The sequence below is a fragment of the Arthrobacter sp. H20 genome, assembly GCF_000520515.1.
Taxonomy (GTDB): domain Bacteria; phylum Actinomycetota; class Actinomycetes; order Actinomycetales; family Micrococcaceae; genus Arthrobacter_D.
Map to the genome: position 1 here is coordinate 1 of NZ_KI914740.1, position 13,069 is coordinate 13,069.

Sequence of the window (13,069 nt, forward strand, 5' to 3'; positions counted from 1 at the left end):
ACCCCCGGGTGACCATGCACTTCACTCCGACCAGCTGTTCCTGGCTGAATATGGTGGAGATCTTCTTCGGGATCATCACCCGCCAGTGCCTCAAACGCGGGGAATTCAGCTCGGTGAAAGAGCTGGAAGAAACCATGGACCGCTACATCGAGAACTACAACCAAGACGCCAAACCATTCACCTGGACCAAGTCAGCGGAGTACCTCCTGGGCAAGATGAAACGCAAACAAACCATTAACACGGAGCACTAGCTCACCGATCGACAGGAGAATCGGGCAGATTCGCGCGCCTTCGGGCCAGCACGGATCGATCGATCACAGCTGTTTTCTACTGACGCGCGAATCTACCTATTTTCCGGGTACCGATGCCGTAACGCAGGGTGAGAGCCAACTGAATACGCAGCGGCTACCTCACAAAAACGTCGGCTCGGTCGGGTCAGCGGTGCTCCTGGATTCTCGACCCGTTATTTCCCTAGCTTACGTTCTCTGGAACGCGTGTCAACGGACCTCTGACCTGCGAAGATGTGTGTTTGCGCAGGTCAGGACGCGGAGCGGAGCTCAGAGCTACTTTCGTTGAAACCGTCGGCTCGGTAAAGCTGTTGGCCCTGATGAACGGTCTCAAGACAGAGTGGGTCTACCCCCGTGTCGAGGGCCGGCAAGAGTGGTGTCCCTGCCCGGGGGTCAGTACTCCATGACTGCACCCGGCTGTCAGCTGTCTGGACCATTAGCTCCTCTACTTCCCATACGGCGTACGACGCCGGAGCGCCGGGGACGAGTTGGCCGAGCAGGGGGTGCCTGGTCCCGACGGCTCGCCAGCCGGCCCTGGTATGTGCGATGAAGGCAGCGCGGGCGGAGATCCGCTGGGCAGGGTTGTTGTGCAACACGCTTGCTCTCAGAGTTGCCCAGGGGTCCAACGAGGTCACCGGGGAATCGGAACCGAAACATAGCGGCACGCCAGCGGCAAGGAAGCTCGCGAAGGGGTTCATCCCAGTCATCCGCCCTCCTCCCACTCGCTGGTTGTACATACCGGCCGCCGCACCCCAGCGTGCGTCGAAAGCTGGCTGCGCGCTGACCGTAATCCCAAAATGCACCAGCTGGGCGATGGCTTCGTCATCGGCGAATTCAACGTGTTCCAGCCGATGGCGTGCTTTCCGGACCGCCTCGATGCCGTGGGCATGGGCTGCAAGGGACAGCCCGTGAAGAACCACATCAAGGCCGGCATCCCCGATCACGTGGAATCCCGCTTGCAGCCCAACACTGGTTGCTGCACCAAGGTGGGCCGCGACGGCGTCCGCCTCCAGAAACACTGAACCCCGCTGGGCGCCGTCGTCGGTGTAGGGCTGCCTCAGCGCCGCGGTGCGCGATCCGATGGAACCGTCGACGTTGAGATCCCCGCCGAGTCCGGCCAGGCGTCCGCCAAACATGCCGGTCACTTCACTGAGCTCTGCGGCCGAGGTGACTGCCTGCCCCCAGTATGCCAGGACCTCCGGTAGGTGCTCACCCTGCGGATCCCGCCCGAGGTGCAGCAGGGCCTGCAGGTCAGCTGCCGGTGAGATGTGCGGCGCACCCATTTCGGCGACAGCGACAATGCCGTTGGCTGCGGCGCGGCGAAGCGCGGCCCGCTGAAAAGTGGATCGCTGCGCCCCGTCGAGGTTCCGGGAGGCCAGCCGAGCAGCCACGTGGGCGTCGCGCACCACGAAGCCGTTGTCCCACCCGTCCCGGTGAGCCAGACCTAGCCCGGCCGCGAGGGACCCGGAGACGACTGCTGAGTGGACGTCAGCGCGCGCCAGATAGACCGGTTTGCCGCCACTGGCAGTGTCGAGCTGAAGGGCCGTGGGGACGGTCCGATCCGGCCAGCTGGATTCGTCCCACCCGTGCCCCAGCACCGTCTGGACGCCGCTGCGCGCAGCCCCCGCCACGCGGTCCAGCAGGTCAGTGATGCTCAAGCAGCCAGAGAGGTCAATCGATTCCAGCGCCAAGCCGGTCTCAGTGGTGTGGACATGGGAGTCAACGAACCCCGGAGTGATGAGCGCACCGGCCAGGTCGACGACTGTCATGCTGGCATCGGCCAGCGACTCGGCGGCATGCTCCGAGCCGATCCAGGCAACTGTGTCGCCGTCGACCAGCATGGCTGTGGCAAACGGGTCAGCTGCGCTGTACACGGAGCCGTTGCGGTAGAGAACAGGTCGGGTCGGGGTCATTCGTGCTCCAGACGAGGGTGGAATATGAGGGGTGCGAGTAGGGTCTTAGTCGCCGATGGCCGAGTAGGCCACCACGCCGCGACGGATTAGGCCAATCGCGTCGATGAACAGCCGGCGCTGGCCAGGCGGCAGGTCGTCAATTTTCGCGAGTTGATCCAGGAGGTCGATCACCTGTTTGGTCCACCGCACAAAGTCACCGGCAGCCAACTCTGTCCCGTTCAGCGCAGCCTGCAGGGCCTTGCCTCTGGCCCACTTGTGCATAGGCCAGACAAGGCCAAGCTCGGGCTCGCCAGTCACGGGAAGCTTGAACTGCTCCTCAAGGTCGGTTAGCGCTGACCATTGGCGGACGACGACGTCGATCGAGGAGTCCAGCGAAGTACCGGGCATTTTCGGCCGCAGGCCACGTTCCTCCCGCTTGGCCTGATAGACCAGAGCTGAGGCCAGGGCGGCGGTCTCAGCGGCGTCGAGTCCATCGAAAGCACCGTGCTCGAGCGAGAGGGTAATGAGCAGGTCCTTCTCACCGTAGACCCGTCGCAGCTTGCCGCCTGCGGCCGTCACTGCGGTACCTGCGGGGGTGCCCTGCAGGTACCCGTATGCCAGAAGGACGTCGGATACCCGATCGAAGGTTTTGGCGATGGTGTTGGTGCGGCCCCGGATCTGGCCTGCCAGCCGGTCGGTCTCGCGGCGGAGCTTCCACCAGCGTTCAGCCCATCTAGCATGCTGCTCCCGGTCGCTGCAGCCGTGGCACGGGTGCGAGCGCAGCTTCCGCCGCAGCTCAGCGATGGACGCCTCCTGCCGCTCGGTGATCCCGGTCTTGAAACCATCGTGCACAGCGGCGTCCCTGCGCGGTGGGCGCTTGTCATGCAGCGCGTTGCGGAGAGACGAACTGAGATCCCGACGGTCTTTGGGGCTGCGGGCATTGAAATTCTTGGGGATCCTGATGTGGGACAGAACCTCCAGCGGCCCGGTGAGATCCTGCACCCCCGCCCGCCGAATCTGCTTATCCTCGGTCAGTACAGTTGGCCGGGGCTCCCTCGATGTATCGGCGCTCAGGACCACTGCGTAACCCTGGCTGCGCCCGGCAGGGACGTCAATGACATCGCCAGGGCGCAGCATTTCCAGGGATGATGCGGCGGCCGACCGCCTGCTCCGGGAGTTGGTTTTCGCCGCGAAATCTTCAAGGTCAGAGAGTTCTCGGCGGAGCTTCGAGTACTCAGTGAAGTCGCCGAGATGACACGTCATGGACTGCTCATACCCCTTGAGGGACTCCTCACGGGTCCGGACCTGCTTCGCCAGGCCTACCACTGAGCGGTCCGCCTGGAACTGGGCGAATGAGGTTTCGAGGATTTCCCGGGATCGGTCCTGGCCAAACTGGGCCACCAGATTGATGCTCATGTTGTAGGTCGGACGGAAGCTGGAGTTCAAGGGGTAGGTGCGCCGGGAGGCGAGACCCGCGACGGCGCCCGGGTCCGTCCCGGGCTGCCACAGCACCACTGCGTGGCCTTCCACATCGATGCCCCGGCGGCCGGCGCGCCCCGTCAGTTGGGTGTACTCCCCCGCTGTCACATTGACATGGGCCTCACCGTTGAACTTGTCCAGCTTTTCCAACACCACCGAGCGGGCCGGCATGTTGACGCCGAGTGCAAGGGTTTCGGTTGCGAACACAGCTTTCACCAGGCCCATCGCGAAGAGCTTTTCCACCACTTCCTTGAAGGTCGGAAGCATCCCGGCGTGATGGGCCGAGAAGCCCCTGATTAGCCCCTCCCGCCATTCCCAGAACCCGAGGACCGCTAGGTCTTCCGGGGGCAGGTCAATAGCAGCTTCGTCGACGCGCTGGCTGATAACTTCCCGCTCCTGCTCTGTGGTGAGCCACAGGCCAGCGTCGAGGCACTGACTGACTGCCGCCTCACAGCCGTTGCGGGAGAAGATGAAGGTGATGGCCGGCAGCAGTCCGTCCCTGTCCAGGGCGCTGATTACCTGGGGTCGGCTGGCACGTCGAACCCGGGAGACCGCCTGCGGGGACCTTTTAGCAGGCCCCCTCCCCCGCCGCGACCCACCACCGGACCCCCATCCGGCACGCTGGGTGAGGCGGGTTTCCGAACTGGCGAGTTCCAGGAGCTCAGGATTGACCTCGTAGCGGTCCTGAGCCCCGATGTCGGCTCCGGCGGGTGCCGCCTCGTCGAAGGCCACATCCCCTGCGAAGAGGTCCAGGAGATTCTGGCCCACCATGACGTGCTGCCAGAGGGGGACTGGCCGATGCTCGGAGACAACAACCTCCGTGTGCCCCCGCACGGTGTCGAGCCAGGCGCCGAACTCCTCGGCGTTGGAGACTGTCGCGCTCAGTGACACCAGCCGTACCTCGGAGGGCAGGTGAATGATCACTTCTTCCCACACGGCCCCGCGGAAACGGTCGGCGAGGTAATGCACCTCATCCATTACCACGTAACCGAGGTCATCGAGGGTGTCCGAGTTTGCGTACAGCATGTTCCGCAACACTTCGGTGGTCATCACAACGACGGGCGCCTCGGAGTTAATGGACGTGTCGCCGGTAAGCAGTCCCACGCGGTCTGGGCCATAGACAGCGCACAGCTCGGAGTATTTCTGGTTGCTGAGCGCTTTAATCGGTGTGGTGTAGAACGCTTTCAGTCGCTTCTCGAGCGCGAGGTAGACGGCGAATTCCCCGACCACTGTCTTCCCAGCGCCCGTCGGTGCAGCGACGAGGACACCGCGCCCGGCCTCTAGACAGACGCAGGCATCCCGTTGAAACTGGTCAAGCTCAAACCCCAGTGTCTTCTCGAACTGGAAGAGGGAAGTTGTAGTGTGTGCGGTGCGCGCCCGTGCTAGCTGGTACCGCTCGGCGGGGGAGGTCATGGATCAAGCCTAATCTGTCCCGGCTTACCGGTTTGCAACCGGGGAGCCGGTAGGTCAGAGCCCGTCGAGGTCGGACGCCGTGTCAGCGCCAGCCTCTACCTTGGCATCTTCTACGGCACGCTTGCGATCGCGACGCTTGTCGTTAGCCAGGCAGAGCATGATGGCGATGAAGAACAGCACTACCATCGGGGCTGCTAGGTAGAGCATGCCCAGGGCGTCACCGCCTGGGGCTGCCATAGCCGCAAACACGCAAATGAGAAAAACTGTGATCCGCCAGGCCTTGAGGATTTGCTTGCCAGTGAGGATCCCCACCATGTTCAGCCCGAACAGGACCACCGGCAGGAGGAACGCTATCCCAAAAGCCAGCATGAGCCGCAGCACGAAAGTGATGTAGGCGGTGACCAGGATGATGTTCGAAAACCCGCTGGGTGTGAAGTCGGTGAGCACCCGCACCGCGTTTGGCAGTACTAGCCAGGAGAGGTAGATTCCCGCAAGGAACAACGGAACAGCCACGGCGATAAAGGATAGTGCAACCCGGCGCTCCTTGGTCTTCAGCCCGGGTGTGATGAAGGCCCAGAACTGATACAGCCAGACGGGGCTCGCCAGGATGATACCGATGAAGACCGACACCTGGACCAACAGGTCAAACGGGGAGGCTACACCGTCGAAGTTCAGGACGGCTTCCCTACCCTCCCGGGCATTAAGCTCAAGGATGGGTCCTGACAGTGCTGTCAGAACCGGATTGTAAATGAAGAAGCCAGCGACGGTGCCTACGACGAGGGCAATCCCCGATTTAATGACCCGATTCCGTGCCTCTTTGAGGTGCTCCTTGAGGGCCATCCGCCCCTCGGGGTTGGATTTGCGCCCTCTACCGCGCACCGTTAGCACCCCCAGCTCAACCTACGGTGTGCGGGACGTCGGATCGGTCCCGGGCGGGTTGTGCTGCCCAGGGTTTGCCGGTCCTGCCTGATTCGCCTGGTCTTCGCCGGACCGCGATGGTGGCACGATTCGTCCTTCAACCGGGGATCCCGGCTCATCAGCATCGTTGGGGTTGTCGTCCTTCATCTGTTTTACCTCGGACTTGAAGATCCTCAGCGATTGACCCACGCTACGCGCCAGCCCAGGCAGTTTGGGCGCTCCGAAGAGGAGCAGCGCGACGACGATGATGGCAACCAGTGCCCAGCCTTCAGGTCTCATGATGAAATCCTTTCATAGTTCCCGGTCAGAGTGACGCCGAAGCGATGCCCTGGCCGAGTGTCAAACATGCGGGAGGTCTTTGAGGCTTACCGGCTGGCCCCGCTCGACCCTGCGGTGAACTCTACGCTCGCGACGGGAGGCGATTCGCAGGGCCTTGGCCTCAGAGAGTTCCTCCCGGACGACTGCCGGATCTCTGAAGACCGCGAGGGCGGCTTCGCCGACGGTTTCCTCGGGGCTGCCGGCCGGATGAGTGGACCGGTCCAGCACTTCACTGGCGTGCTCGACCTCCTTCAGGAGGGCCTTCACCTTGCGGAAGAGAAAGTAACCGAGCGCGACAAGCACCAGAAGGGTCAGAGCCAGCAGGGCCACCCAGATCACAATCCACGTCCACCAAGGCATGACTCAAGTCTAAGGGAGCCAGTGAGGATGCGGGGACAGCGAGGCGGGCGTCAGGGGTAGTTCACTCTGGCAGCTGCCAGCCACACGACGCAATCACGCCGAAGTCCCTCTGGGGTGGCAACGGCTGCGTCACCGCCCAGCCTGCTGATCAGCCCGGGAATCCACTGGGTGGTGGAAACCCTGATTTCTGCTGCCAGACTGCCAGCTGCCAGCTCATGGATCCGCTCGGCGTGGTAGTGATCGGCTACCCAGCGGGCTGGAGGCTGGAGGATCACGGTGATGAGGGAGTCGTCAGCCGTGGGTCTAAACAGGGTTTCGCTCTCGCCTGACGATTCTCGTCGAGCCCCAGCAAGGTCCGCGGTAAGGCGTGCGTCCTGGATCCGATCCAGGCGGAAGTTGCGGATGGACCGGGCACTGGTGCACCAGGCCTCCAGGTACCAGACATCATCCTGGGAGAAAGCACGGATCGGTTCGACCGTGCGCCGGGTGACCTCGTCCCGCGTGGGGACCAGATAGGTCAGGTCCAGCTGCATATGGGTGCTCAGGGCCGCCTGAATGGTTTCCAGGGTCGGGCCCACCGCCTCCTCCGTCAGGGTGGTGGCGATTGCCTTTCCCACGCGGCCGGCATCGCCGGCGGCTTCGGTGAGCTTGGCGTGGGCGGTGGCGGCAGCGGAGCCCGGGGCGAGGCCCGGCAGGCGCCGCAGAGTGTCGAGGCCCACGATGAGGGTGCACGCTTCATCAAGGTTCAGCCGGAGTGGTTCGGCCAGGTTGTCAGCATTGCTGAGGAAGATGCGGTCGCCGTCCAGGCTGACCTCAATCAGACCGTCAGGGTAATAGCGGGGCCCGCTGACAAATAGCAGCTCGAGGTCCGCGGCCAGCTGCGCCCGGGTAACGCCGAAGCGGACTGCGGTCTCCTCCATCTGCGCTCCGGGATGATCCAGGAGATACGGGACCAGGTCAAGCAACCGCCGGAGGTGGGCATCGGCGGAGGTCTTGCGCCGAGCTGGCCGGGGCGCAGCGACGCCGAATTCAATCGCCGGGAAGGGCCCATCCTGGGTCGCGGCGGCCCGGGCAAGCTGATGACCCACCGTCGCCACCAGATCCGGTGGTGACACTGCACGGGCGCGCGGGCCAAACGCTGCGATATCTGCTGCGGTCTCCTCCGGATCTCCGTAGGGGAATCTGATGGTGTCCCATCCCCCGTCCGATTCTTCCTCCCGTGCGCCACGGCGGGTCCGCAGGAGGTGGCAGGTGTCGGGGCGCACGGCGACGACCGCTTCGAACGGTTCGCTGGCGCGGTCAAGTGAGCCCAAAGAATCGAGCATTGTGAAGGTGTCGGGGACGTGGAACGTCCCTTCGAGTGTCTGAGGGGTAGTGGTGATCCGGGAGAGCCTGAAGTACCGCTCCTCGCCTCGATCCAGATCCCGGCCAACCACATACCAGTTCCCGTAGCGGCTTCCCATCCCCCATGGCTGAAGGGTTCGCTGCTCCTCCCGGCCGGTGCTCGCGGCCCGGTAGCTGAAGGAGATGACGCGGCGTGAGGTGGTGGCCCGCCACACCTCATCCCAGTGGGGTTCGTTGGTGCGGATACGGGGTTCGATGGGGAAGGCTGAGGTGTCAGCGCTGACGGCGCCGAGGTCCTGAAGCTTTCGCAGCGCGCGCGAGGCCGCCGAGTCGAGGGCCGCCACGTCCCACATACCAGCAGCCAGGGCTAGCGCAGCCGATTCTTCGGCGCTGAACGAGACCGCGGGGAGGCGATATTCGGCGGTATCGATCCGATACCGCCGAATGGAGTTGTCATGGTCAAAGGCCGGATCGTCGCTAAAGGACTCGACGGGGATGCCTTGCTCACGCAGCATTGCCTTATCGCGATCGAAGAGTTTCTCCCGGGCAGCTGCCGTGGGCGCCCTACAGTAGAGCTCGATTTCCTTGAACAGTTCGTCTTTGGAATAGCCGCGCTGGGTGGAGAGCAACAGCATCACCAGGGTGAGGAGGCGTTCGGTTCGTTTAGCTGACACGTTGGACAGAGTACCCGCTTGCCGGTAGCCGGGGCACACTGGGCCCCGGCTACCAGCAACCAAGCGCAGCTGGTTAGCGCAGACCCATCAGGTCGACGACGAAGATGAGGGATTCGCCGGGCGCGATGGCTCCGCCGGCACCCCGGTCACCGTAAGCGAGATTCGCTGGGATCTCCAGCCGGCGGCGTCCGCCAACCTTCATGCCGAGCAGTCCCTGATCCCAGCCCTCAATGACCTGGCCGATGCCGACCTTGAAATCCAGCGGTGCGCCTCGGTTCCAGGAAGAGTCGAACTCCTCGCCGGAGGAGAACGCTACGCCGACGTAGTGGGCGGAGACTGTGTTCCCTGCCTTCGCTTCGTCGCCTGAACCTTCGATCAGGTCAGAGATGATCAGTTCGCTGGGAAGAACTGTGCCGGGGAACTCGATCTCCGGTTTCGTGCGTGCGGGTTCGTTTGATCCGATAGTCATATTTCTCCTCTTTTGTGGTGCGGTTCGGTCCAGCAGACGACTATTCTGCGGCGACCTTTTCGACGATTTCAACGTAGAACGCCAGGGTGCCCGAGGGGCGGCCCTCGGGCGCTGGGTCTCCGTAGCCCATCGGTGCGGGGATGACGAGAAGTACTTTGCTTCCCACCGTCTGTCCGGCTAGACCCTTGGTCCAGCCTTCGATGACGCCCGTCAGGGGGAATTCGATCGGCTCGCCACCGGTGTAGCTTGAGTCGAACTGCTCTCCGTCTTCCCAGCGCCAGCCGGCGTAATTGGCGCTGATGGTGTCGGCTTCGGTGAGGACTTCGCCGTCGCCGGCCTCAAGGACCTTTATCACCAGGTCATCGGAGGGCTCGTTGTCGGGGATGTCGATGACCGGTGCCTCATCGTCGTCGAACGTGAAGGTGGGAAGCTGGCCGTCGGCGTCGAGTTCCTCAACGGCTTCTGGGCTGAGGACTTCCGGCACCGGTGGTGCCGGTGGCGCCTCCTCGGCGCTGAGCACCCGCATGACGATCAGCTGCTGGGGGTCCTGGCCCTCGAGGACTGTGGTGTAGGCAATCTGGGAGCCGATGTTCGTTCCGAGCAGCACCTCATACAGCTCAGGATCGACTTCCTGAAGCTCCTCGGTCAGGTCGAGGGTCTGCGGTTCTCCGCGCGAGTAGGTGTCGCCAAGCACGGCGCCATCCTCGGCGTTGAGACCCACCAGATGGAACGAGACCCGGTCGCCGTCGGCAATCGGCTCGCCATCACCGGTGGTGATGGCTGCGGCCGCGGGGCCGGTGACTTCCAGCGGTGAGTCGAAGGTCACCTCTGGGACTTCCTCATCGGAGCCGCCGTCAATGCGGACCGACTCGAGGATCGCGGCGTCCCCGGCGGTCTTCCCCTCGGGGCCGTCGCCGCCAGCGTCACCGCCGCAGGCGGTCAGCACGAGCAGGAGGGGCAGAGCAAGGGTGAGAGCTTTTCGCACTGTACTTCTTTCGCAGGTGATCGGTGGTGCGTGCCGCAGCTAGCGGACCTTTCGGCGTTAATGAACCACACCAGCCTAACGGTTCAGCTCCGGGAGTTTCTCCCAGGAATCACTTTCCCCGGGTATTCACAGTTGGGCGAGCAGCGCCTCTACCCGTTCGTCGACCGATTGGAACGGATCTTTACAGAGGATGGTTTGCTGCGCGCGGTCGTTGAGTTTGAGGTGCACCCAGTCGACTGTGAAGTCACGGTTGGCGTCCTTGGCACGTCGGACAAATTCACCGCGCAGGCGCGCGCGGGTGGTTTGGGGTGGGATGTCGACTGCGTTCTTGATGTCGACATCGTCGACCACGCGCTCGGTCTCGCCCCGCTGCTGGAGGAGGAAGTACAGACCGCGTTCGCGGGAGATGTCGTGGTAGGTGAGATCCAGTTGTGCCACCCTCGCCGACTCGAGGCCCAGACTGTGACGGTCCCGATACCGGTCAATGAGCTTCTTCTTGATCGCCCAGTCAATTTCACGGTCGACGAGCGAATGGTCTCCGGTGGCGATTGCCTGCAGAGTCCTCCCCCACAGTTCAATGATCCGTTCCACATGCGGGGAGTGGGCGCCGTTGGTGTCAACGAACTGTCGGACCCGGGCCAGGTATTCGCGCTGCATCTCCAGCGCGGAGATGGTGCGGCCACTGGCGAGTTTCAGCGGCTGCCGCCCGGTGAGATCGTGGGAGATCTCCCTGATGCTGCGGATCGGATTCTCCAGCCGGAAGTCCTTCATGATGACCCCGGCCTCGATCATCCGCAGGATCAGGTCCACCGAGCCGACTTTCAGCAGGGCGGTGGTCTCCGACATGTTGGAGTCGCCGGCGATGACATGGAGCCTGCGGTAGTACTCGGCGTCGGCATGGGGCTCGTCCCGGGTATTGATGATGGGCCGTGACCTTGTGGTGGCTGACGACACCCCCTCCCAGATGTGGTCGGCACGCTGGGAGAAGGCATAGCTGGCGCCGGTCTGCGTTTTGAGGACCTTGCCGGCGCCGACCAGGAGTTGCCGGGTGACCAGGAACGGAATCAGGGTATCGGCCAGCCGGCTGAATTCCAACTTCCGGGGAATGAGGTAGTTTTCGTGGCTGCCGTAGGAGTTACCCGCTGAGTCCGTGTTGTTCTTGAACAGGTAGACCCGACCGTCATACCCCTCCTGGGCGAGCCTCCGTTGGGCTTCAGCCACGAGATCCTCGAGGATCAGTTCCCCGGCCCGGTCGTGGGCAATGAGCTGGGCGACGTCGTCGCATTCTGCAGTGGCGTACTCAGGGTGGGAACCGACGTCGAGATACAGCCGGGATCCGTTGGTCAGGAAGACATTGGAGGATCTACCCCAGCTCACCACTTTGCGGAACAAATACCGGGCCACCTCTTCGGGTGAGAGCGGTCGCGAGTTGGGTCCGGAGTAGGCAATGCCGAACTCAGTTTCGATGCCGAAAATACGCCGGTCCATCAGGAACCAGCCTTCGGAGAGCCAAGCATGTCTTCCACCTCTGCGGGAAGGAATCGGCGGAATGCCCGGCGGGCGCCACGGGTGGTGAGGGGGTCTCTGTCCAGACCGGCGACCTCAAGTGAGCTGGGCTCAAGCCGGGCGCGGGGCGTGCCGGTGGCGCCGCCGTCGTGCCGGAGGGCGTTGACTGCTGTCCTGACCGCTTCGGCGAAGCTATGGTCGGCATCCCACTGGTCGGTCAGTGCTTCTCCCACCGCATCCGCCTGGCCCCCCATCACAATGAATCGGCGTTCGTCGGCGATCGACCCGTCGAAGGTGAGCCGGTACAGGTGATCCTCGTCGGGTCGGGGGCCCACTTCAGCAACCGCAAGCTCCACCTCGAAGGGTTTGCTGTCGGCGGTGAAAACAGCGCCGAGGCTCTGCGCATAGACGCTCGCCAGCCCACGCGCCGTGACATCCTCGCGGTCGTAGGAGTAGCCACGCACATCGGCATAGCGGACCCCTGCTTGGCGCAGGCTTTCAAACTCGTTGTACTTCCCTACCGCTGCGAAGGCGATGCGGTCGTAAATCTCACCGACCTTGTGCAGCGATGGCGAGGGGTTCTCGGCGACCAGGGCAATCCCGTCCCGGCAGCTGAGGACAACCACAGATCGCCCCCGGGCAATCCCTTTCCTGGCAAAGTCGGCGCGGTCTTTGGTGAGCTGTTCGGGCGAGACATAGAACTGTTGAGTCATGCTCATGCCTCCCGCCCCGCCACTGAGCGCGAATCGATGACCCTGGCAGCAGCTAACGCCAGTTCACGCTCAGGTACCCTGCGGGATCCGGCACTATTGGCTGTGTAAACCACTGGCCACAGCTGACGGACGACGTCGGGACCACCTGTCGCTGAGTCGTCGTCGGCTGCGTCATAGAGAGATTCAACTGCAACATGGACTGCCCGGTCCTCGTCGAGGTTCGGCTTCCACAGCTTCTTCAGGGCCCCGCGGGCGAAGGCAGCGCCTGACCCGACGCTGTGGTGTTCCTGCTCCTCGTAGCGGCCCCCGGTCACATCGAAGGAAAATAGCCGTCCAACCCGCTGCGCCGTGTCGAACCCGGCAAAGAGAGGAACAACCGCCAGGCCCTGCAGCGCTAGTGGCAGGTTTGCGCGGATCATCGCGGCCAGCCGGTTGGCTTTCCCGTCCAGGCTCATCAGCGTGCCCTCAATTTTTTCGTAGTGTTCAAGTTCAACCTGGAACAGCCGCATGATGTCGAGTGCTATGCCAGCGCTGCCAGCGATGCCGAGGACCGAGAACATGTCGGCGGGAAAGACCTTCTCAATGTGCCGGCTGGCGATGAGGTTTCCCATGGTTGCCCGTCGGTCGCCGGCCATGAGCACACCGCCGGCATAGGTCATCGACACAATGGTGGTGGCGTGGGGTGCCACGGCGGCAGCGCTGGCCGGAGTC

12 protein-coding genes are annotated in these 13,069 nt (G+C 63.5%); 1 reads left to right on the top strand and 11 read right to left on the bottom strand.

Translation table 11 applies throughout. The annotated features are described in order from the left end of the window. A partial coding sequence (locus Y703_RS0112160; RefSeq protein WP_026552914.1) for a transposase occupies window positions 1-251 on the top strand: 251 nt, incomplete at its 5' end. Window positions 252-538: 287 nt separating this feature from the next. On the opposite strand, the gene Y703_RS0112165 is transcribed toward Y703_RS0112160, so the two are convergent. The 11 genes from Y703_RS0112165 to prcB form a co-directional block, all read right to left on the bottom strand. Then, window positions 539-2,200, bottom strand: a complete 1,662-nt coding sequence (locus Y703_RS0112165) for an amidohydrolase (RefSeq protein ID WP_026552915.1) — start codon at window positions 2,198-2,200, stop codon at window positions 539-541. A 45-nt stretch (window positions 2,201-2,245) separates the two neighbouring features. Further along, the gene (locus tag Y703_RS0112170) at window positions 2,246-5,071 is read right to left on the bottom strand and encodes a DEAD/DEAH box helicase (RefSeq protein WP_026552916.1); all 2,826 of its coding nucleotides are present in this window, start codon (window positions 5,069-5,071) and stop codon (window positions 2,246-2,248) included. A gap of 54 nt (window positions 5,072-5,125) precedes the next feature. Next, on the bottom strand, window positions 5,126-5,911 hold the full coding sequence (gene tatC, locus Y703_RS0112175) for a twin-arginine translocase subunit TatC (RefSeq protein WP_026552917.1): 786 nt from the start codon (window positions 5,909-5,911) through the stop codon (window positions 5,126-5,128). Window positions 5,912-5,971: 60 nt separating this feature from the next. Next, complete coding sequence (tatA, locus tag Y703_RS0112180; RefSeq protein WP_026552918.1) at window positions 5,972-6,268, bottom strand: Sec-independent protein translocase subunit TatA; 297 nt, start codon at window positions 6,266-6,268, stop codon at window positions 5,972-5,974. Window positions 6,269-6,328: 60 nt separating this feature from the next. Continuing rightward, complete coding sequence (locus Y703_RS0112185) at window positions 6,329-6,667, bottom strand: hypothetical protein (RefSeq protein WP_026552919.1); 339 nt, start codon at window positions 6,665-6,667, stop codon at window positions 6,329-6,331. Between the two features lie 50 nt (window positions 6,668-6,717). Further along, entirely contained in the window at window positions 6,718-8,685 is a 1,968-nt protein-coding gene (locus Y703_RS0112190; protein WP_026552920.1) for a helix-turn-helix transcriptional regulator, read from the bottom strand. Between the two features lie 73 nt (window positions 8,686-8,758). Next, window positions 8,759-9,154 (bottom strand): FKBP-type peptidyl-prolyl cis-trans isomerase, encoded by a 396-nt coding sequence (locus tag Y703_RS0112195; RefSeq protein ID WP_026552921.1) that lies wholly within the window; start codon window positions 9,152-9,154, stop codon window positions 8,759-8,761. Between the two features lie 40 nt (window positions 9,155-9,194). Continuing rightward, window positions 9,195-10,139: an FKBP-type peptidyl-prolyl cis-trans isomerase gene (locus Y703_RS19695; RefSeq protein ID WP_051427551.1), complete on the bottom strand. Its 945-nt coding sequence runs from the start codon at window positions 10,137-10,139 to the stop codon at window positions 9,195-9,197. Window positions 10,140-10,265: 126 nt separating this feature from the next. Continuing rightward, on the bottom strand, window positions 10,266-11,627 hold the full coding sequence (pafA, locus tag Y703_RS0112205) for a Pup--protein ligase (RefSeq protein ID WP_026552922.1): 1,362 nt from the start codon (window positions 11,625-11,627) through the stop codon (window positions 10,266-10,268). Next, window positions 11,627-12,358 (bottom strand): proteasome subunit alpha, encoded by a 732-nt coding sequence (prcA, locus tag Y703_RS0112210; RefSeq protein WP_026552923.1) that lies wholly within the window; start codon window positions 12,356-12,358, stop codon window positions 11,627-11,629. Before prcA ends, pafA begins: the two co-directional genes overlap by 1 nt. A 2-nt stretch (window positions 12,359-12,360) precedes the next feature. Continuing rightward, window positions 12,361-13,069: proteasome subunit beta (gene prcB, locus Y703_RS19700; RefSeq protein WP_081743521.1), on the bottom strand; the 709-nt coding region annotated here is incomplete at its 5' end.

Coding starts and splice junctions, on each gene's coding strand:
- Y703_RS0112165 (WP_026552915.1), bottom strand. CDS start 2,200: ATGACCCCGACCCGACCTGTTCTCTACCGCAACGGCTCCGTGTACAGC.
- Y703_RS0112170 (WP_026552916.1), bottom strand. CDS start 5,071: ATGACCTCCCCCGCCGAGCGGTACCAGCTAGCACGGGCGCGCACCGCA.
- tatC (WP_026552917.1), bottom strand. CDS start 5,911: ATGGCCCTCAAGGAGCACCTCAAAGAGGCACGGAATCGGGTCATTAAA.
- tatA (WP_026552918.1), bottom strand. CDS start 6,268: ATGAGACCTGAAGGCTGGGCACTGGTTGCCATCATCGTCGTCGCGCTG.
- Y703_RS0112185 (WP_026552919.1), bottom strand. CDS start 6,667: ATGCCTTGGTGGACGTGGATTGTGATCTGGGTGGCCCTGCTGGCTCTG.
- Y703_RS0112195 (WP_026552921.1), bottom strand. CDS start 9,154: ATGACTATCGGATCAAACGAACCCGCACGCACGAAACCGGAGATCGAG.
- pafA (WP_026552922.1), bottom strand. CDS start 11,627: ATGGACCGGCGTATTTTCGGCATCGAAACTGAGTTCGGCATTGCCTAC.
- prcA (WP_026552923.1), bottom strand. CDS start 12,358: ATGACTCAACAGTTCTATGTCTCGCCCGAACAGCTCACCAAAGACCGC.